15 protein-coding genes are annotated in these 21087 nt (G+C 57.5%); 5 read left to right on the top strand and 10 right to left on the bottom strand.

Going from position 1 to position 21087, the window contains the following annotated elements; translation table 11 throughout:
- Nucleotides 1–19 precede the first annotated feature (19 nt).
- The 4 genes from AC5S27_RS09245 to AC5S27_RS09230 all read left to right on the top strand — a co-directional run bounded on the left by AC5S27_RS09245 (nucleotide 20) and on the right by AC5S27_RS09230 (nucleotide 4156).
- Nucleotides 20–1486 carry a M20/M25/M40 family metallo-hydrolase gene (locus tag AC5S27_RS09245; RefSeq protein ID WP_493934278.1) on the top strand — a complete coding sequence of 489 codons (1467 nt, stop codon included), beginning with the start codon at nucleotides 20–22 and terminating at the stop codon, nucleotides 1484–1486.
- A 181-nt stretch (nucleotides 1487–1667) separates the two neighbouring features.
- Nucleotides 1668–2090: a VOC family protein gene (locus AC5S27_RS09240; protein ID WP_493934277.1), complete on the top strand. Its 423-nt coding sequence runs from the start codon at nucleotides 1668–1670 to the stop codon at nucleotides 2088–2090.
- Between the two features lie 76 nt (nucleotides 2091–2166).
- Nucleotides 2167–3123, top strand: coding sequence for an ABC transporter ATP-binding protein (locus AC5S27_RS09235; protein WP_493934276.1), 957 nt, complete (start codon nucleotides 2167–2169; stop codon nucleotides 3121–3123).
- Nucleotides 3116–4156 (top strand): ABC transporter permease, encoded by a 1041-nt coding sequence (locus AC5S27_RS09230; protein WP_493934275.1) that lies wholly within the window; start codon nucleotides 3116–3118, stop codon nucleotides 4154–4156. The genes AC5S27_RS09235 and AC5S27_RS09230 overlap by 8 nt, the downstream gene beginning before the upstream one ends.
- Nucleotides 4157–4272: 116 nt before the next feature.
- On the opposite strand, the gene AC5S27_RS09225 is transcribed toward AC5S27_RS09230, so the two are convergent.
- The 5 genes from AC5S27_RS09225 to AC5S27_RS09205 are packed head-to-tail and all read right to left on the bottom strand — an operon-like array spanning nucleotide 4273 to nucleotide 9095.
- Entirely contained in the window at nucleotides 4273–4719 is a 447-nt protein-coding gene (locus AC5S27_RS09225; protein ID WP_493934274.1) for a DMT family transporter, read from the bottom strand.
- Nucleotides 4720–4749: 30 nt separating this feature from the next.
- Nucleotides 4750–6033 (bottom strand): arsenic transporter, encoded by a 1284-nt coding sequence (locus tag AC5S27_RS09220; protein ID WP_493934273.1) that lies wholly within the window; start codon nucleotides 6031–6033, stop codon nucleotides 4750–4752.
- The gene (locus AC5S27_RS09215; protein ID WP_493934272.1) at nucleotides 6034–7161 is read right to left on the bottom strand and encodes a metallophosphoesterase family protein; all 1128 of its coding nucleotides are present in this window, start codon (nucleotides 7159–7161) and stop codon (nucleotides 6034–6036) included. It lies immediately after the preceding gene.
- Between the two features lie 26 nt (nucleotides 7162–7187).
- Complete coding sequence (locus tag AC5S27_RS09210) at nucleotides 7188–8468, bottom strand: MFS transporter (protein ID WP_493934271.1); 1281 nt, start codon at nucleotides 8466–8468, stop codon at nucleotides 7188–7190.
- Nucleotides 8469–8516: 48 nt separating this feature from the next.
- The gene (locus AC5S27_RS09205) at nucleotides 8517–9095 is read right to left on the bottom strand and encodes a hypothetical protein (protein WP_493934270.1); all 579 of its coding nucleotides are present in this window, start codon (nucleotides 9093–9095) and stop codon (nucleotides 8517–8519) included.
- Nucleotides 9096–9330: 235 nt separating this feature from the next.
- Here AC5S27_RS09205 and AC5S27_RS09200 point away from each other — a divergent pair, with 235 nt between their 5' ends.
- Nucleotides 9331–10956, top strand: a complete 1626-nt coding sequence (locus AC5S27_RS09200; RefSeq protein ID WP_493934269.1) for a DUF5597 domain-containing protein — start codon at nucleotides 9331–9333, stop codon at nucleotides 10954–10956.
- A 62-nt stretch (nucleotides 10957–11018) separates the two neighbouring features.
- Here AC5S27_RS09200 and AC5S27_RS09195 read toward each other — a convergent pair whose 3' ends face one another.
- From AC5S27_RS09195 to AC5S27_RS09175, 5 genes are all read right to left on the bottom strand, one after another.
- On the bottom strand, nucleotides 11019–11366 hold the full coding sequence (locus AC5S27_RS09195; RefSeq protein ID WP_493934268.1) for an STAS domain-containing protein: 348 nt from the start codon (nucleotides 11364–11366) through the stop codon (nucleotides 11019–11021).
- A 157-nt stretch (nucleotides 11367–11523) separates the two neighbouring features.
- Nucleotides 11524–12333, bottom strand: coding sequence for a BON domain-containing protein (locus AC5S27_RS09190; RefSeq protein ID WP_493934267.1), 810 nt, complete (start codon nucleotides 12331–12333; stop codon nucleotides 11524–11526).
- A 184-nt stretch (nucleotides 12334–12517) separates the two neighbouring features.
- Nucleotides 12518–16792, bottom strand: coding sequence for a translocation/assembly module TamB domain-containing protein (locus AC5S27_RS09185; protein WP_493934266.1), 4275 nt, complete (start codon nucleotides 16790–16792; stop codon nucleotides 12518–12520).
- On the bottom strand, nucleotides 16789–17610 hold the full coding sequence (locus AC5S27_RS09180) for a SurA N-terminal domain-containing protein (protein WP_493934265.1): 822 nt from the start codon (nucleotides 17608–17610) through the stop codon (nucleotides 16789–16791). Before AC5S27_RS09180 ends, AC5S27_RS09185 begins: the two co-directional genes overlap by 4 nt.
- Entirely contained in the window at nucleotides 17610–20816 is a 3207-nt protein-coding gene (locus AC5S27_RS09175) for a BamA/OMP85 family outer membrane protein (protein WP_493934264.1), read from the bottom strand. The genes AC5S27_RS09180 and AC5S27_RS09175 overlap by 1 nt, the downstream gene beginning before the upstream one ends.
- Between the last annotated feature and the right edge of the window lie 271 nt (nucleotides 20817–21087).

The raw sequence follows: 21087 nt of genomic DNA, 5'->3' as shown, positions 1-21087 counted from the left end.
AAATGGGCTAAACTGAGGCATGATTTCGCGCTACTTCGCACTTAGCCTCTTGCTGATGCCTGCACCGGCAATTGTCGCGCAGAGTCCATCCGAAGCTGCGCACCAATACACTGCCGCGCACCGGGATGAGCTTATTGAGGAGTACAGCAAGCTGCTCGCGATTCCCAACGTTGCAGCTGATCCGGCCAACCTTCAGCGTAACGCGGATACGCTTGTCTCCATGCTCAAGCAGCGCGGAGCGGAAGCACGACTCTTATCGGTTGCAGGTGCGCCGCCGGTCGTCTACGGGGAAATCAAGACACCCGGCGCGAAGCATACCATTGTCTTCTATGCTCATTATGACGGGCAGCCGGTGACGCCGTCTGAGTGGACCGTCACTCCTCCGTTCACTCCGTTGCTGAAAGAAGTGCACGGTGAGCAGCGCATCTATGCGCGAGGGGCTGGGGACGACAAGGCCGCGATCTTTGCGCAGCTTACCGCGCTGGATGCTCTGCGCTCCTCGAAGATTCCGCTGCGAGCGAACATCCGTTTTCTCTGGGATGGAGAAGAAGAGGCTGGCTCGCCGCATCTTGAGGCCATTCTCTCCGCACACAAGGAACTCGTCAGCGGGGATGTGATGTTGGTTTGCGATGGCCCAGTCGATCAAGGCGGCAAGCAGACCGTGGTCTTTGGCGCTCGCGGCGATACGCATATCGATATCACCGTCTATGGTCCGAGTCACGGCTTGCATAGTGGGATCTATGGCAACTGGGCACCGAACCCCGCGTTGATGCTGGCGCAATTACTGGCAGGTATGAAGGATGAGTCTGGCCATGTCCTCATTCCACATTTTTACGATGGGATTGCGCCACTCACCGACATAGAAAAGCAGGCTTTGGCTCACGCTCCTGTGAATGATCGAATGCTCATGGATGCTTTCGCACTGGGACATACGGACGGCAACGGCGAACATCTGCTCTCGCTTATCAATCAGCCGTCGCTGAATATTCGTGGCATGTCTTCTGGTCAGATCGGCGCACATGCTGCAAACGTCATTCCTGCGACGGCCATTGGCGATCTTGACCTTCGCCTGGTGGTTGGCATTGACTGGCGGGAGCAACAACAACGCGTCGTCGAATACATCCGCTCGCAAGGTTATTTTGTCACTGCGGACGAGCCTTCGCGCGAGACGCTTCTTGCCCATCGCAAGGTGGCCCGCGTTGTGCTTGACCAGGCAAGCTATAACGCCGTTCGAACCCCCATGGATCTGCCAGTCGCACAGCAGGTGATCCATGCAGTGGAGTCTGCTCACGGTGATGTTGTACTCCTGCCAACGATGGGAGGCAGCGTGCCTCTCGGCGCCATGGAACGTAGCACAGGGGCGCGAACAATCACCATTCCCATCGCCAACTATGATGACAACCAGCATGCGGCTGACGAAAACCTCCGGCTGAAAAACCTGTGGGATGGCGTGGAAACGATGGCGGCGTTGCTGCATATGGAATAACTGGATTGCATTGGAGCACTTTTCAGGCCTAAACCGACCCAGTACGCGAGACTCGCCGGGCCTCATCTGAATCATATTCCTCTGGGATAATTGCCATCCTCCTTGAAATTTACGCGTACGTCACTTTTTTACAATCATGCCATGCCGCAATCCTCCACAATGCTTGTGTATGGAGGAACCTATGACTGAGGACGCGAAATCACTTCCCGATGACTATCACAATCTGCAACCTTACTTGATCTTTGCCAACTGCAAGGAGGCTATCGCTTTCTATGCCAGAGTCTTTGGAGCAACCGAGCGTCTGCACATGGACGATGGGAAGGGCAGAACTACACACGCCGAACTGCAGCTTGGCGATTCGATCTTGATGATGGCCGATGAGCACCCGGAAATCGGCGCATTCTCTCCTGGACACTTTGGTGGATCGCCTATCGCTCTGATGCTGTATGTGGAGCAATGCGACTCTACGTATCAGGCTGCGCTTGCCGCGGGAGCGACGAGCCTGCGCGAGCCTGCTAATCAGCCCTACGGCGATCGCATGGCTGGCGTTCTGGACCCATTTGGTTATAAATGGTGGATTGCGCATCCCCTCCCCAAAGCATGAACGCCCGCGTCGCAGACCATCGAAAGATAGCTTGATTGAAAGAGCTAGTCCGCTTAGTCTTAACGCGATGGCACATGTGAGTATCAATTCTGGTAATGGGGCAGCGAACGGCCCTTCGCTGCTGCTGCGTGGGCTGCGCAAGGCCTTTGCAGACGTCGTAGCCGTGAATGGCCTCGACCTCGAAGTGGCGCGTGGCGAATGCTTTGGCCTGCTTGGTCCGAATGGCGCCGGTAAGACGACCACGATTGAGATTTGCGAAGGACTGACGGATCCGGACTCGGGCACAGTTGAGCTGCTTGGTCTGAACTGGCGAAGCAATGCCGATGAGTTGCGTCAGCGCATCGGCATTCAACTGCAGGAGACACAGTTTCCGGACAAGCTTACGGTCGAGGAGACGATTCGGCTCTTCAGAAGCTTCTTCAAACGTGGCATCTCTGTCGAAGAGTCGATCAAGACGGCACAGCTTGAGGAGAAGCGAAACTCACGCGTCGGGGGCCTCTCGGGCGGACAGAAGCAGCGACTTGCGATGGCTTGTGCACTCGTGGGTGATCCTGAATTGCTTTTTCTCGATGAGCCTACGACCGGTCTTGACCCGCAGGCTCGGCGGCATCTGTGGGACCTGGTCGATGAGTTGAAGAAAGCAGGACGCACGATCATCCTGACGACGCATTACATGGACGAGGCTGAGCGGCTCAGTGATCGCGTTGCGATCATGGATCATGGCAAGATCATCGCCCTCGGTACGCCGCAACAACTCATCGCTTCGGTTGGCGGAGAGCATGTTGTCGAGTTTGCAGTGAGCGGACAGGCTGCAGTCGATACCACGGCTTTGTTAGCCATTCCGGGCATTCAGTCCCATCGTGTGGATGCCGGGCTGCATCAACTTTCTGTATCGGAACTGCATATCGCGGTGCCGCGCATCTTCGCTGATTTAGCCGCGCAAGGTTTGCATCTCAGCGAATTTCGTACGCACTCCGCATCGCTGGAAGACGTCTTTGTCGGCCTGACAGGAAGGAACCTCAGAGATGAGTAACGGAGCCATGGATCACAGCAGCCTCTTTCAGCTCACGGCCGTGCGCTTTCGGCTTTTCCTGCGCGAGCCTGAGGCCATCTTCTGGACGTTTATTTTTCCTATCATCCTCGCGGTCGGGCTTGGTCTGGCGTTCCGGAATCGACCCGCGGATGTGCTGCAGGTGGCGGCGACAACGCCGCAACTCACGCAGAAGCTGGCCAGCGACAAAGGCCTGACTGCGTCCACGATGAACGCGTCTGAGGCGCAGCACGCGCTGGCGACTGGAAGCATTCTGCTCTTTGCCATCGACAAGCCAGACGGTTCTGTGACGTACAAATACGACGACACCAATCCAGACGCACGCACGGCGAGACTTATTGCCGATCGAGCAATTCAAACCTCATCCGGACAACAGGACAAGGTACATACGGAAAATCAGCTCACGCACGAGAAGGGTGCTCGCTACATTGACTTCGTCGTGCCCGGACTGCTGGGAATGAATCTGATGGGACCGGCGATTTGGGGGCTTGGCTTTGCCATCGTTGAGGCTCGCCAGAAGAAGCTGCTGAAACGGCTCGTTGCGTCGCCAATGCCCAAGTGGCAATACCTGGCGTCCTTCCTGCTCTCACGCATCGTGATGCTGGCGATTGAAGTAGTGGTCTTCCTGGGCTTCGCTGCTGTTGCCTTTGGGGTTCCCTTTCGCGGGTCTCTCTGGCAACTTGGACTGCTGTGCATCCTGATATCACTTAGCTTCTCCGCGCTTGGACTACTCACAGCGTCGCGAGCCAAGACCATGGAAGCTGCGTCGGGGTTGATGAATCTCGTCATGCTGCCGATGTGGATTCTCTCTGGTGTGTTCTTCTCCGCCTCGCGCTTCCCTGCTGTGATCCAGCCATTTGTGCGCGCGCTGCCGCTGACGGCTGCCATCGATACGCTGCGCGGTAACATGCTTCAGGGGCAGAGTATGAGCCAGATGATCACACCTATCGCAATCCTGCTGGCGTGGCTGGTTGTACCGTTTGCAGTATCGCTAAAAATCTTTCGCTGGCGATAGACATCCCGACCTTGGGTACGGCGTACATCTTGCTCGCCAAGTTAACCGGATGCAGCAGATCCGCAAACCATCGTCGATTGAGCGAACCTGAAGCTTATGCAGTCGCAAAGGAGGATTCAGGCCTTTGTGATGAGCGCGATTCCGCCTACAAGCAGCGCCGCCCCGACGATCTTCAGCAGGGAGATCGGATGTGTTTCCATGCGGAACCAACCGAAGTGATCGATGACGAGTGACATGATAAGGGCGGCCGTTACCGTGAGGCCAACGAATGGCCCTGCGCCTACCTTGGTCACAAGCGTAAGACCCGCGAAGACCTGCACAGCTCCCACCAATCCGCCCAGCACGGCCCACCATGGCATGGCCGCCAGGTCCTTCGAGGAAGGAAGCGGATGCGGCATGGCAAAAAACAGGCCAGCGAAGAAAAAGGTGATGACGGCAAATGATACCGCAGATGCCAGCCAGGGGTTTACAAGCGATTTATTCAGCTGACCGTTCATCGCTGCTCCGCAGGACTGCATAGCACCGCCTACAAGAATGAATGGGACCATCCAACCGATATTCATACGTGTCTCCATTTGAGATGGATTGAACGACTACGAGGTGTGAAATAAGATTTGCATTGCGATAGCTCCGCCTAGAGCGAATAGAAGTGCAATCGGCATGGCGACAACTCCAACGCTCAGAAAGCGCCAGAAGCTCACGTCCTGTTGCTCTTTTCGCAATGCGAGCAGCCACAGGATCGTGGCCAATGAGCCAGTCACTGACAGATTCGGACCTAGATCCACACCAATCAAAACTGCGTCCGCAACGAGGCCCTGGGCGTGAGCCGCTGCCAGTGTTCCTCCCGCGATCAGGCCGAGTGGAAGATTATTCACCAGGTTATTCGCCACGGCGACGACGAAGCCAGTCGTGAGTGCGCCGACGGCCGGAGCCAATCCCTGTGCCCACGTAAGCCACTGCTTCGTGAGCGTCAGTGCTCCGATGCTCTCGACTGCATCGACCATGATGAAAAGGCCTGCAACCAAAGCCAGAGTGCCCCAACTGATTTCTCGAAGTAGTGGTAGAGGATTGGTCTTCGCAGTTATGGACACGATGGCCGTAATTCCCAGGGCTGCAAGGCACGTCGGCAGGCCCAGATCCTTATCCAACGCTGAGGCAATCATCAGCACCGCTATCATCCCTGCAAGTCCATACAGGACGAGCTTGCCTTGCGTGGAAAGGCTGACATGGGTGGGCTCTTCGCTTTGCAGAGGGGTACCCAAATCCTTGCGAAACAGCCACCGCAGAACGAAGTAGGTAGACAGAATTGACAGCGCAGATGGAACTCCGAACGACATCATCCATCGGCCCAATGGAGGCATTCGATCGTGAAAGACGACGAGGTTTGCAGGATTCGAAATCGGCAGCACGAAGGAGGCTGCGTTGGCGATCAATGCGCAGACGAAGAGGTATGGCAGCGGCTTCACTCTTGCTTTGCCAGCCGCATGCAGAATTGCGGGTGTCAGCACGACTGCGGTTGCATCGTTGGACATAAAAATTGTGACCAACGTGCCTACCGCGTATACGAGCGTGAACAAGCGCATGCTTGATCCTCGCGCCAGCTGTACTGCGAGGGACGAGACCCAGTCAAAGACTCCATGCTCACGCGCCAGTTCTGACAGGAGCATCATGCCAATGAGAAAGAGATAGACATCTGTGCCATCAGCAACTGCTTTTCCAGCCAGGTGCAACGGCACCAGGCCAAGGACGATCAGCAGCAGCGCACCGCCGCCGATCCAATAGACCTCAGCAATGCCTCGTGGACGAATCAACATTAGGACGATACTGAGAGCGATGATCAGCGGGAGAACGATATGAACAAGTTCAGGAGACAGCATTTACCATTTTCTCCCATTCTTGTTCGGTCCCAATTGGGTGCCGAGTAGTCCGTGCTCAGGCCAGGCGCCAATATCGTTATCCTGATCGCGCTCTTGAAAGGTTCTCAAAGGCTTATCCGTCTCGCCAATCGCAATGCGGATCACGTCTTCCGCACCGCCGCCATTTGTATCCACGGCAGATACGGTCAAATCATGTAAACCACTCTCAAGGTCTTGCACAGAGAGATCAGCTTCCCAGACACGGCTCCCTGCGATCTGTTTCATCTCAGCGTTTCTATCGCCCACGAGTGCATAAACGCTGTGGATTTCTGCGCTGCTCCAGACCTTGGCCCGCACGCGGAGTGAATTCTTCACGGCGGTTCCAGCGGTGCCAATTCTTAAGCGATGGTCTGCAGGCGAGGTAATCATCACCGCGGGCACGTGCTCTGGTTCAAAGAATTTCCAACTCACCACGTCACGATCAACACATGTGACGGAAAAACCGACGGGGCCCTCTTCGATCTGCCCTGTCGAACGTGTCGCTGCGTATAACATATCGCCATCGTTGGCGATTTCGTTATAGTGCGTGTGGCCCATCTCGACGAGCATCACGCGATACTTGCGCAACATTGCCTGTAACCGTTCACCGCCGGATTTCAGATCACTCGGATAGCAATGCAGCAAGATGATCTTCTGCTGATCCAACGCAGAGGCTTGCTGGAGTTCCCTCTCAAGCCAGCTTAGCTGCTCTTCTTCGATGGCGAAGGATGCGGGATGGGCAATGTCGAATGCATTCAGCGCAAGAAATCGTACCTTGTCGACGGTAAATGCATAATGTGTCTTCTCTGACATGGCCTCCAGAAAGTTCGCATGGCTTTTCTCGTGAACGTCATGGTCCCCTACGATTGCGCACCATGGCACATGCAGCTTATCCAAGGCATGTCTCGCAACTGCGTACGCTTCGCGATCTCCATGCTCTGCAATATCGCCGGGCAGGTAGACGAAGCATATGCTGTCCGCATAGAGAGCATTGATTTGCTTGACGATGGCCTTCAAATCGATGTCGTTTTGCTCTCCCGCTGCGGTCATATGGAGATCGCCGACGTGGATCCATGAGATGACGCCGGCGCAATCCACTGGATTCGGCATAAAGGATTGCAGGGAACTTGTGACTGTCATACTGCTTTCTCCAGGTCAGGTTTAGGCTGAGGCGAAACCTCTCGTGGTGGTTTGTCTGCCAGAGTTTCTGGAACTCCCAGCCACAGAACCAGCAACGCTATGGCGGCGACCGCCCCAAGACCCAGGAATGATGCGGAATAGCCGTAGTACTGAATCAACTTGCCCCCGAACGTCGTGCTTAAGGCAGCACCCATGCCCACCGCTGTTGCCAGCGCGCCCTGCACAAGATTGAATCTGCCGCTACCGCGGGTTAGGTCGGCAATTACCAGCACGGAGACTACGCCAAAGATTGCGTTCGCAACTCCGTCGAGAAGTTGGATTGCGACGAGACTTCCTGTTTTGTGCGTGAGCGTATAAAGCACGGCGCGTACGGGTAACACAGCAAATCCAAGCAGGAGCAGGGGTTTACGACCGCGCCTGTTAGCCATGCTGCCTATCCACGCCGCGGAGCACATGATGACGACCTGCGTGACGATGATGCATGCCGACATGAACGGCGCGGCAGTGGCGTCTCTTCCTTGCGAGAGCATCTCGCCTAGTTGCGGCAGCATCGCTGCGTTGGCGAAATGAAAGAAGAAGGCACAGACTAAAAAGGTCAGCAACACGCGGTCGCCCAGCAGTGCCTTCAGCATGGATTCCGCTTTCGGCTCCGATGCGTGATCGGACACTTCCCTTCCGCCACGCGAGAGTTCGTAGTCAATATGGTCGCTGCGGATTGCGAGGACAGAGACTACGGTTGGTATCGTCAATACCGCTGCGATGATGAAGATTGCCCGGTTGCCGTAGAAGTGACTTATGGCAGCAATGAGCAGTGCGCAAGCGACATTGCCTGCGGAGTTGAACGATTGGTTGCGTCCGAACTGCCGGTCAAAGAGCTTGATGCCGACGAGGCCCATCGTAATCGCCGCGAGGGTTGGCGCGAGAAATGGGCCTGCTCCACCAATCAGGATCTGCGAAGAATAGACAGCCCATGGTGCCGAGGTAATGGCGAGTAATATCGCGCCGATCGCCAGTACAACGGTGCCGGTGATCAGCACGGCGCGCTTCGCGCGGACGCGGTCTACCAAAGCTCCTGCTGGGGTTTGCAGCAGAACCGTGATGACCCCGCCGAGAGTAAGCACCACACCTACACGGCCGGGCTTCCATCCCGCTCCTGCAAGATACGCAGCAAGAAAGGGACCGAGGCCGGTTTGTACATCCGCCAGAAAAAAATTGGAAGCCTCCAAGGCGCGGAGGCTTCTCTTCTTGTCCGTATTTTGCTCCAGGACAACGGGCATTCCTAAGCCTCTATGAGATCAAGTCAACAGGTCGACCAGTAATTGCAGCTAAACCGCAAGCTTCAACTGAGGTTTCTCACTTCCGCCTGTCAATTTAAGAGGTCCGTGGTTCTTTACATGCGCCAGAGCTTCAGCGGCCCTGGCGAACTCCAGGGATTTGTAGAAATGGCCACTCTTGTAGGCCTTGACCGCGCCTTTGCGCGCGCTTTGATAGATCACTGTCAGCGCTTCGGGACGGGTGTCTTCATAGTTCCAATGCTCATCGGCGCGACGATTCAATTCTTCGTACTTGTCCGCGATGGCGTCGGGGAGCGGTTTGGCAAGCTGTTGGCTCTTGGCGTCTTCGCCAGCGAGCGCAGCAAAACTGAGGTGCTCTGCGCCACGCAGCAGGTCGGCTGCATCCTTGCCGTAACCGGCGTTGATTTCTTCCTGCGCCAGGCGGACGAGCATGCGCACCGCTTCACCGAATGCGTCCGGCAGTGTGCGCTCCAGCACTTCGACCCGGCCCAGATGCTCGTAGGCGCGACGTAAATCATTGGCTTCGTGATGACCTGCGTGGTGCTTGTGATCAGAGTGTTTCGCGGATTTTTTGGCTGCCTTTTTTGCAGCTTTTTTCGGTGGAGGCATGGGTTCAATCCTTTAGGACATTGAAATTGAAATAGTCAGTTGTTCCTTAAGCTGAGATGCCTAAAGGTAGCTGTCAGATTCCCTAACGGCGCCTTAACCTGAGCAGAATGGAACAATCCACGATGGCGCGATTGAAACAGATTTTTTCCTCCAGCGGCGAACGTTAAGGATTGGCGAAAAATCGCGTATTGCGCAAAGCGATGTATACGGTTACATTGCTTGCGGGGGACTTTTCATGTTGCGTTCTGCTTTTTGCCGATTTGTCACTGCCTTGTTGCTTTCGTGTGCTTCGCTGGTGTCTGCCCGTGCCGCCGAAGCGCCGCGTATTGTGTCTTCCCCTCAGAAGGATGGTCACTTTGCGCTTCTGGTGGATGGCAAGCCATTCCTGATCCTTGGCGGCCAGATCCATAATTCAAGCGGCTGGCCCAGTGAATTGCCGCAGGTATGGAAGTCGATGGCAGCGCTGCATGCGAACACCGTCGAGGCCCCCGTGTATTGGGAGCAGATCGAAGCGCAACCTGGCCATTTTGATTTCAGCAATGTGGATCAGATCGTAGAAGGCGCCCGCGCTCATGATTTGCGCGTCATCCTGCTCTGGTTTGGCACCTGGAAAAACGGTAACAATCACTATGCACCGCAATGGGTGAAAGCAGATACGAAGCGTTTCCCACGCATGATCCGCCCGGATGGCGAACCCATCGACGTCTTTTCGGCCAGCGGTCCCGGCTCGCGCAATACGCTGGCTGCGGATAAGGCCGCCTTTGTCGCGCTTACCAGGCATCTGAAGCAGATCGACGGAGACAAGCACACCGTGATCATGATTCAGGTGGAGAACGAGTCGGGCGGCGTGGGAAGCGTGCGCGACTTCTCCGCCGACTCCAACCGCGAGTTCGACGGCCCTGTTCCTGCGGACCTTCTTGCCGCAACGCATAAGCAGGCCGGCAACTGGAGCCAGGTATTCGGGAGCGAAGCCGACGAGACATTTCAGGCTTATCACCAGGCCAAGTACATCAATGAAATCGCAGCTGCCGGAAAGACGGAGCTCACAATTCCCTTCTACATCAACGTGTGGGTCAGCTACCCTGCCGCCGAGCTTCCTCAGCGGCAGGTGGCGATCCCGGGAATTCAGTATCCGAGCGGCGGCGCGGTGCAGAAGTTTGTTGGGCTATGGCGGACTCTTGTGCCGTCGATCGATCTGATCGGACCCGACATTTACAGCGATGATTCAGGCTTTTATCGCGAGCTGATTCACACTTACCATCGTCCCGACAATCCGCTCTGGATTCCTGAAACTGGCCGTGGCGACAGCTTTGGCAAGTACTTCTTTTATGCGCTGGGTGACGGGGCCATTGGCTTTTCGCCCTTTGGCGTGGATGAGACGGGATGGAACATTACTGGCGACGATCCCTGGAAGGCTCACTCGAACAATTTTGCGTTGGTCGGCCCCATGAGCCGAGAGATTGCGCAGTGGAACTTCGATGGCAAGCTCAAGACTGCCGTGGAGGAGCCGGGGGCAGCCCAGCAGGAACTGGACTTTGGGCCGTGGCAAGCGACCGTGTCCTTCGGGTACCCGCAGAATGACGGACGCCGTCCCCCAGGTACGAAAGACGCACATGGCGCGGCTATCGTCGCACAGATCGGGCCGGATGAATTTGTCGTGACGGGCGTGGATGCGAGCATCAGCTTCCATCTGCCGGGTAAGCTGCCGTGGATGCGCAGCGAGATTCTGTCCGCAGAAGAGGGATCCTACGAGAACGGAGTGTGGAAGCCGGTGCGGCTGTGGAATGGGGACGAAACCGATCGTGGGCTCAGCTTTCACCAGAAGCCGGAAGTGGTTCGTGTGAAGCTGGGCAAGTTCTAAGCTACCTGAATACCGGCAGGAATGGAGCACCCCATTCGCGGCAGCGGATGGGGCGCTCTTGCTCAGGCCTTGTCTGCTTCTTCGACCGAAGACGAGAGAGGGATGACGGAATCGACCTTGGTCATCTTGAAGAGCTCCATGACGCGCGGGCTGACGCCGGCGGCGACCATGCGGATATTATGCCGTTGGCAATAGACGAAGTAGTTGATCACCGCGCCCATGCCGGTTGAGTCCATGTAAGGCACGCCGCTCAGGTCGAGGATGACCTTCTGCGGAGGCTCGCCGGCGCGCAACTCATCCTGAAAATGAAAGAGATTGCGCATGGTTATGGGGCCGTTGAGGGTCAGGATGCGAGTTCCGGCAACAGTGCCGTCTTTGCGTTCGATGGAGAGAGGAGCATCAAGGGACATGGCTCGATAAGTGTAAGCAACTGAGCGCGCTGCGTATATTACAAATGTGTGAATCGCTCAAAATGGACGACAATTCGCCGACCAGACACAAACAGGCCCGAATCAGGAGATTCGGGCCGGGGTTGCTAGGGGAGGGTCTGGTTGAAGCAACCAAGCCTTAATTGCTCTTGGGCTTCTCGGTCGGCTGGTTGGCGACCTGCAGGTAGTTCTTCACGCTGAAGACTCCCGGGACGCCGTTGGCGCGCAGGTAAGCTACGTCGCTATCCGACTTGTTGTCCACCACGCCGTACAGTTCGACATTACCGTTCTGCACCGAGATGCGGATGCTCTTCGCCGGGTCAATCGCGTACTTCTGCAGCGACGGATAGCCGTAGACAGCGCGTGCTACCTGGAGCCGAATCCGGTCGTCCATGATGGAGACGGGGTCCACCTGAACTTCCTCGACCACGTCCTTGACGCCAGGATACGTGCTGACCAGGGCGATCGCGGAATCACGATCTACTTCCGTCCGGGCATGTCCGCCTAGAGTTACGACGCCATTCTGGACACCCAGAGAGATAGCGTTGAAGGCATTGCCGTAGCCTACGCGGTCATACTGCAGCTTTTCGAGCAACTTATCCTTCAACTCCTGGTCCGAAACCTGCGGACCGGCAACCTGGATTTCGTTGCGAACTGCCGTGATGCCCTTGACCTTGTGGGCCTTCTGGTCTGCCTGCGCCTTGTACTCGTACAGGTCGACTGTGCCGGACAGGGTGGCCACGCCGTTGCTGACCGCTACCTTCACGTCTTTGAAGTTCTTGTTGTTGAGCTTAGCTGTGATGGCTGCCGCGGCCGAACTCTCATCTTCCATGATTGCAATCGTGCCGCCCGAGCGGAGGGTGGCATAAGACACCTGGGGAAGGCTGAGGAGGGCCCCAACGACAAAACCGGCCAAGGCTAGACTGCCAGTAATACGAGTGGGAATCATACGTACATCCTCCTGGGATGTGGGATCGGCGATGGCTGACCTCTTCATGAACTCCGGATCGATTCCGGATTGGTTCCAGGCCTGCTACATCAACCGTTCTGCAACTATAGACACAGGGGTATAGCAAAAGTTACGCAATTTAGAACAGGCTGCTGAAAGCTGTATAAAAATGAACTGAATTCAACTATTTGTAACGCCTGCGAGCCTTGACGACGACTGAGAAGATACCCGACTCGTCCTGTGTAACGAGCAGAGAAACATGGCGGTTAATGGCGATCTCGGCCTGGATAAGCTGCTGGGTGGTGGTATTTACATTGCTGGCATAGGTGAAGGTAAGATTCTTGCCGATCTGTTCGACGACGGTGACGCGAGCAGTTGAGTTACCCAGCGAGCCGATGAAGTTGGGGTCAACTTTGATCGCTCCCGTGCCGAAGAGGCGCTGCACACGGTTCGAAACTGTCGCGTTGAGCGCGCCGCCAAGCAGCGCGTCCGTCATCGGGTTGTCGCCGGCCTGCTGCTGTTGCTGGGAGTAGGCCCGCTGCTCGTCCTGCGTACGCCCGAGGGCCAGCAGCGCGATTACGTCTGCCTCAGGCAGTGGCGGTTCGGAGCGATAGGTCAGGTTGTACTTGTCGGTGGTGCCGTGCAGGCCCAGAGTAATATCGTAGTCCTCCACGCGCGCCGTCGCGTCAAGATCGATGTTGGGCTGAATGCGCACCGGGTTGCTGAAGACGATGTCGCCGCGTTGCAACTCGTACTTGGTGCCGCCGAAGGTTGCGCTGCCCTCGGTGAGCGAGATCTTGCCGAGAACCGAAGGCGAGGCCAACGTGCCGCGAACATGCAGGTCCACATCTCCGGCCAGCTTGGCCAGCGCGTTCTGGAAGTTCAACTGCGGCGCGGATGTCAGGTGAATATCAAGCGAGAGATGATTCGAAGGTGCATCCGGCGAAACGATCGACTGAACGCCGCCGGTTGATCCGGCGAACGCCGACAGGTCCAGGTCGGCGTTGATGGCGAAGCGCGTCACCAGTACATTGCCGCTCAGACGCAGATTATTCTGCGGTCCCTGTAGACGCAGCGAAGCGTCCGCCAGCGAACTGATGCCCTGTGGATAGCGGATTCGGATCGCTTTGCCTGTTGCTGTCAGGTCGGCGTACAGACCCTTCTGGAAGCCGAGATAGCCGGCTACGCTCAACTGGCCACCGCCGCTCATGGCTGTGAGCGAGCGCACTTCCAGCCGGTTCTGGATGAACTCAAGAGTCCCCTTGATCTGGCTCAGGCCGTTGGGGAAGTCCTGCAAGGCAACGGCTGCGTTCTGGAACTCGACCTTCCCTTGCAGAATGGGCGCCGACATCGGACCATGGGCTTCCATCTGGAAGCTGGTTACGCCGGAGGCGATCAGGTCGGGGTCCAGCGACTCGGCCAGGCGCAGATTGACGGAGCCGCTGGCCTGCAGATCGAGCTGCTGCTTGCCCGTCACCGCCAGAGTACCGTTCAACTTCAGGTCAGTGTCTTCGCCGGTAATTTCCAGAGGGTCAAGCCGCACAATGCCGTTTGTCAGGCTGGCGTGGACTGCGCCCTTGCTCTGCAGATGGACGCTTTCCACGCTGACGGCCAGCTCTTTCAGGGTCGCGTCTCCAGAGAGCTTTTCCGGATGCGCCAGAGGACCGGAGACCTTAGCCGTGCCCTCAAGATCCGACTGCCCGTTGATGCCTGTAACTTTCAGCAGCTTGAGCATTGCGCCGACGTCGAACTTGGCGAATTGCAGGCTGGCCTGCGTTGTGTAGTCGGTGTCGAATCTGGTTACGCCGTGCGCCGAGAATTCGCCTGCCGGCTGCTTGGAACTCAGATCGTAGGTCACTGCCTGCTGCGCGGTGGTTGCTGATACCACCAGATCCGATACCGGCTCGCCGCCGAGCATCATCCCACTGAAGGTCGCCTTGGCCTGCACATGCGGATCCTTGAGGGTGCCGTTCCCGATTGCGGTAAAACCAAGCTTGCCGGTCACGCCAAGGCCAGCCTGCTTTACCTGCTGAATGCTTCCGAGGTCGATGGCCGATCCACGCGCATCGATGCGGAAACTCTTCTTTTCGAGGTCATAGCTTCCTGTTGCCATCAGTTGACCATTCGCCGCGCCTTTGCCCTCCGCGGGCTGCTGGGCGGACAGACTCGAAATCGTAAGCGTCTGGCCGTTGACGGCACCCGTTGCATGGAAGTGCTCTACTGTCTCGCCGTAGACCACGGCTTTAGCCACGTCCACACTGCCAGAGCCTGAGAGCGATTTCAGTTGGCCGCGAATATCCACCTGGGCGTTGAGCATGCCCTTGACCGGTACCGATATTCCAGCGAGAGGCAGCAACTCTTCCAGAGGGTATTGCTGCACCGTGGCGCGCAGGCTTGTCGCGGAACTTGCATCGAACTCCGGCTCGGTCTTGCTTAGATTGTAGGTCGGGTCGTCGGCGTCCAAATGCCCTTCCATGGTCACCGTTGCCGACCCGCGCTTCAAAACGCCATGATGCACGACGATCAACGCTGGGCTATAAAGAGCGTCGAGATCGATGGAGTCAAAGTGCACGAATTGCAAGGGTGTGTCCGCTGCGGGCGTTGCGGACGGAGCGGAAGTGCCCGGCGTTGTCGCCGGCACCTCGATACCGATATTCGTCGCGCTCAGTTGTCCCTCGACGCGCGGGGTGAGCCAGGAGCTGTTCAGCTGCCCGTGGAACTCAGCCTCGCCCTTCAGCATCACCGGTAGAGCGGCTGCGCCCTTCCGGCTGCCTTGCTTCAGATCGAGGGTGCGCAGTACTCCGTCGAACTCGGAAAGATCGTTGGACTTGAAATCGAGATCCATCTCCGAGGCGCGGTCGACCGGGTGGACACCCAGCGATCCTTTGCCCTCGATTGAACTGTGCGGCAGCCGGACGTCGAGAGTGCGTACCTTTACCGAACCGGAATCGACATGATACGTAGCGTCCGCCGAGCCGGTCAGTGGAATTTCTCCGGCAGGCGTCACCTTTGAAGGCGAGAAGCCGAGTTGGCCGCCAATGGCCAGATCGTCGGCGAGCCCGGTCCATTCCGCTGTTGCGGGGCCGGAAACCAGCGTATCGAAGCCGAGATGCCGGTATTCGGGCGCGGCGAGCACCGTCAAGACTGTATCCAGCGAGATGCCCGACAACTTGGTACGAACAACCCCGGTAGGCACAGGCCATGTCTTGTGCTCGCTGCGTAATTGACGCTGGACCGCAGGCTTGGGCGTGCTGTCTAACCAGTTGTCATACTGAAACTCGCCATCGATATCCCCGCCCTGTGCCATGTGTACATGGATACCTGAGACCAGTAACTTCTTTGTATCCGCGCGGAATTTCGCCGAGAAGGCCCGCGTCTGCGCATCGACCACCGTGTCCTGATAGTGCACGCCGTCGGAGGAGAAGTCGCCGGCGGTCAGAAAATCAGCTCCCTTGCCGCTGGCCGTTGCGTTCAAGTTGACCACGCCGCTACGCGTGTTCACAAAGCCGGCTAGCGGCCCCAGAATTCGCAAATCTACCTGCCCACTGGCCTGTCCCCACCAGACCGGATGCGCGAAGCTGTCAACTTTACCGTGCACTTGCAACGTGTGATCCATGGCTGCGAGTCTCAGCGAATCCAGCCTTGCGCCATCGCGCAGGAGTTCCACCGATGCGTCCAGACGGCTCTTAACCGGATTGAATGTGCCCTGGGAAAAGCTCAGCTCGCCGAGGCCGATCAGGATCCGGTAGCTGTCGTCCTTATTTCCAATTGGGTTTCCTGTTGGATTTCCTGCTGGTCCCGGAACCCAGTTGAGCTTGAGATCGGTATCCTTTGCCTGCAGATCGAGCGGGACCACATAGTTGGCGATATGCGCGGTTCCGTTCTCGACATAGAGCTGGCCAATCTGCACATCGAAGAGCGTGTCGATGACCGGCTTGCTGGATTTGGTCACCTTCTTCGGATGAGGCTGATTGGTTGTTCCGTCGGAGTACACGATGAGATGAAATTGAGGCCGTACGATTTCGGCCTCGCGGAGAATCACGTGCGTCGGCTGACCGATGGTGAAGAGATTCAGAATCGAAATTTGCAGCCGCAGCTTGTCGACATGGGCGTAGGGAGCCTCGTTTGCGGCTTCCAGCCCATGAATCGTGATCCCGTCGGCCTCCACGCGCAGATGCAGCAGATCCCAGCGAAATGCGCCTATCTCCACCTTGCCGCCGGTCGCGTTTTCGAGGGCGGTGATCACGCGGGTGCGCACTTCGTTCTCAAATGCAGCCGAGCTGGCGACGTAGTAAAACCCAACCACCAGCGCAACCAGCAAGAGAGCGGATATTCCGAAGGTCCAGACCGTGCGCTGCATCCACCGGGACTTGCGGGGAGTGGCGACAGGATCGGAGATTGTTTCCGAAACTGGTGCAGGGTTCGATTCCTGGTCTGGCAGATCGTCGGGCGTGGTCACAATGCACCTCCCTTCCCGGAAGGCTTCACCGCAGGCTTGGCAGTCTCGTTGCCGGTTGGAGTGGCTGGTGTCGAGGTGTTGGGCTTATCGACAGTGTCGGCGGGAAGGGCAAGCGAAGAATCCAAAATCTCCACCTGGCCCTGGTCCTTGAGGCTTTTCAGCCAGTCGTTAAAGAGAGCGGTAACCTGCTGTTGGAGCAGGATTTCCTGGATGCGCGGCGAAATTCGCGCCAGTGGCGGAGCGTCATCCGGGTGGGTATATTGCGGCAACAGCGTTTCCGTGTAGTACTTCTGAATCTCCTCGGGAGCTATGTGGATACCGCTGCGGAAGCGCTGCTCAATAAATCTGAGGACAGCAATGCGGTTCGCCCAGTAAGTGGCCACGCGGTCGGGGGTCAGACCCAGTGTCGCAAGATAGGCTGCCCAGCCAACAGCTGAGGAGCAGTCCCGCCGCTTGCATCCGGGTAGATTCTGCTTGAGTTCGGTAAGGCTCGTCTCCAATGCCTCCGGAGTCACTTCCAGACCATTTGGATCCTCCAGCAAAATCTGCTGTTCGATCAGTGCCCGCGTCGTGAGCCGCTCCAACGCTTTCGGAGGCGAAGAGTCTCGCTGGTCGTTGATGGGCAGAAGCCGGAAAAGGTGAATCTCCAGTTCCAGATCGCTGGCCAGGATCACCTGGTTATTCACCACGGCGACCACCCGGTCCAATTGCTCTGTCGTTCCAGCCTCCTGGGCAGCTGCGGGCAAAAGACATACAGCCGCCATCGCCCAGCACTGGAGAACCGCGGCAATCTTCGGAATGTGGGACCACGGTCGCATCAGAAGCTCTGCCCCAGACTGAAGAAGAAGTTGAAGTGTGCGCCCTCGCCCACATAGGGCTTCACGAGGTTGACCTTGTTGACTGCATCATAGGTGACCGGGTAGATCGGTGGATTCAGGTTGTAACTGAAGTCCACGCGAATCGGCCCTACCGGCGTTCCGTACCGCAAGCCAAGTCCCACCGCATGCGAGAAGTAGTTGAAGGTACAAGTTCCCTGCTGGCCGGTCGAGGTCTGCGGGCCGGTGGGATTGCCCGGCGTCAGATTGCGGCAACCCTCGCGGTTCTGTTGCCGGAACCGCAGGAAGCTTGGCCAGATATCCGAGGCATTCGTGAAGATGTTGCCCATGTCATGAAAAGGCACAAAACTGATGCTCTTGCCCACGTATGGCAGGGTCGGCGGGGGCAACCGGAGCTCTGAAGTATTGATGAATGCCCCGGCACCTCCGATGGGAAAGCCCGTTTGCGGATCGCGCGGGCCAGCCGAGTTGATTCCGAAGCCGCGATGGGATGTTCCGCCGCCACCATAGAGGCGCTCCGGCAGCGGGATCAGTTCCTGCGAATCCGACCCGAAGGCCCGCTCCTGGCCGTAGCGGGTATTCCGCGCTACGACGATGCGGCCCTTGTCGATCCTGTAATAGCTTGAATTGGTGACGTCGAGCTGGTTGAAATCCGCCTCCGAGCCGAAGGTGCCTGCGGAAACGAATTCCTGAAAACTTGTATAGGTTCCACGATGCGCATCCAGCGGCGTATCGCGTGTGTCTCGCAGCCACGTAAAGCTCGGGCCGCCCACGCGGACCGCCTGCGACAGCAGAGGAATCTCATCGACGGGCACCTGGATACTGCTTGCGTCGACCTTTACACGACGGAAGATGAATTGATAGATGAAGGTGTTCGCCTTACTCAAGAGCTGGTTTTCGCCGTTGAAGTGCTCGGTAAGACGAACACTTGCTTCGAGTTTTGAAGCGGCGTAGGTAGTCACGTCCTGGCTGTTGTTATATCCGCCCGAGACACTGATACCGAAGTTCTTACTGCCATGAATGTGCGGGTACTGATAGATCAGGTTGATCCGCTGCTCAAGCAGGCCGTAGGTGCCCCTTAGAGAAGCAGACTGCTCACGCCCGAAGAGATTGATCCGGCTGACGTCGAAAAGAACGCGAGGACTTGCGCCGGTCGTGCCGTTTGGATTGTTCACCGTCGAGCCGTTGACTGTGCCGGTCTGTACCTCGAAGCCGAGGCCGTAACTGAGGTCCCAACGGCGCGCTTCGGTGGTTTGCAGCAGCACTGTTTTGCGCGGCTCTTCTCCGGTTGGGTTCTGGATCACTGGATTTACCTCGTTGAAGATCGCGAGGTTGTAGAGGTTGCGCTGCGTATCAAGGAGCGCGGTCTGGTTCAGCGGATCGCCCTCCTTGATGGTGATGCCCCGCGCTACCGTATTCTGCCGCGTGTAGTGCAGGCCGCTGATCAGGATGCGGCGCACGAATACCTGCTCGCCCTCGCGTATATGGAAGGTGATATTCACCTGCGAAGGGTCATTTGGCTCCTGTGACTGCGTCAGTTCCACGCGGGCCTGGTCGAAGCCTTTGCTGAGGTAGTAGGTCAGCAGCGTATCCCGATCGCCGCCAAGACTCTCCGGCGATAGCGGCTGGCCCGCTGCCGTATTCAGCATCGCCGCGAGAGGCTCGGTCGGCAACTTCTCCGCACCGTCCAACTGCACCGAATGCACCCGCTGCTGGAACCCTTCGTCCACGTGGTAAATCACGTTGAGCACGACGAACTTCCCCGCAACCGGTGTCTGCCCGCCGTTGTCGCCGTCCTGGATCTCGGGCGTGATCTTGATCTGCGAGAAACCGTTGTTCTGGTAGATCGCCTGAAGGGATCCCACGTCGGCCGACACCAGCGACTGGTTGTAGATTCCCTGCCGGTCAAAGGCATTGCGAGACTGGACGCTTAACCGCTCTTCGAGCGTCGGAAGATCGAAATACTTTGCCCCCTCGATCGACACCTTGCCTACACGATGGCGCGCTCCTCGCTGCACATGAAAAATGATCTCGACCAGGTCTTTCGTTGGCGGTTTCTGCTCGTGCTGCACTTTTGCGTCGAAGTAGCCGAGGCGCTGATAGTAATTCTGCAGGTGCCGGTTTCCTTCGTTCAGCAGATCTTCATCCACCGTTCCTTCTTCGTAAACGGGAACCAGCTTTTTCACCCGGCTCTGGCTCAGGTTTACGCCGTCGACGAGCACATGCACGATGGGCCCGCGACTGGCCGAAAACTGATAGTCGACCGTCTTCTGCGGCGGGACATACGCCTGCGCCTCCAGCTTGACGTCCGCCTCCAGACGCTCTTGCTTGCGGTATCGCTTTACGATCCCATCCAGTGCGTCGCCGGTCGTATTCTGGTTTACCTTGCGCCCGGCCTTCAGCTTGGAGTAATGCCGGAAATCTTTCTCAGAGAAGCCGCTTTCGCCCGCCACCTCAACATTTCCCCCCCGCGCCTGTGGCCCTGAGGAAACCTTGTAGGCTATGTCCACGAGTTGGTCCTCCGGATGCTCCGTGAGCGTATGGGAGAAGCTCGGCTCATGGAACCCGTTCTCGGCCAACGACTTGCGCATCGCGGCCTCCGCCTGCGTCAGGCTGGCCGCTGTGAATCGTGTGCCGGGAGTCAGCCGGCTGGTTCGCACCAAAAGCGCGTTCGCGTTTGACCCGGTGGCACCGATCACCGTTACGGTGCCGATAAAGGCGCGCGGCTTGCCCTGAAAAATCAGCACGACACCGTCGCTCTCCAACCGGCCATCCACGGCAATGGAGTCATAGAGACCGGTAGCGAAGAGTCGCCGCAGGCTTTCGCGCACATGATCGGCGCGTAGAGGGGTGTTGGGCTGCTGCGCGAGTTGCGCGGGTAACGGGTCGAGCCGGGTTGCCAAAACTCCGGCATAATCAATATGGATGACCCTCTTACCCTCCCAGGCTCTCATCCGCTCATCACTCGCCAGGCCGAACTGCGCTGCGGCTGCAGCTCCGACGCTGCTGGTTTGCGGCGCAGTGGACGGATTATCCGTATTTCCAGCACCCTCGACCTGACCCGATACGCCGGCCATCAGCCGCATGGGGAGAAGTCCGAGAATGACACCCATCACAATTGCGGAAAACAGCAAAGAGGAGCGAAAGATACACATTCGCCCAAGGGCTTCGCTCTTCGCTGTCGGCATATCTTGAATGACTCCCCGCCCTTTGCTGCGTTGAAATTCCCGATCGCAAAACCGGTCGGCTGGCGATTTTCGAAAAGACCTGCAAAATGCCTCAACAATCAGGCAAATCGTGCCAATCATAACAACCAAACCTGCATGTGCGCTGATCGTTCCGGACCAGTTGAGAGATCCTTGCGGTGCTCCATGGAGGGCTGTGCGAACGGGCAGATGTTGCACACCGCCTCTGCTCCTTATACTAATAAGCAGGAGCAGTTCCTGCGGATCATTCCGC

The sequence above is a fragment of the Acidicapsa borealis genome (genome assembly GCF_059115245.1).
This window is presented reverse-complemented; position numbering and strand designations above follow the sequence as displayed.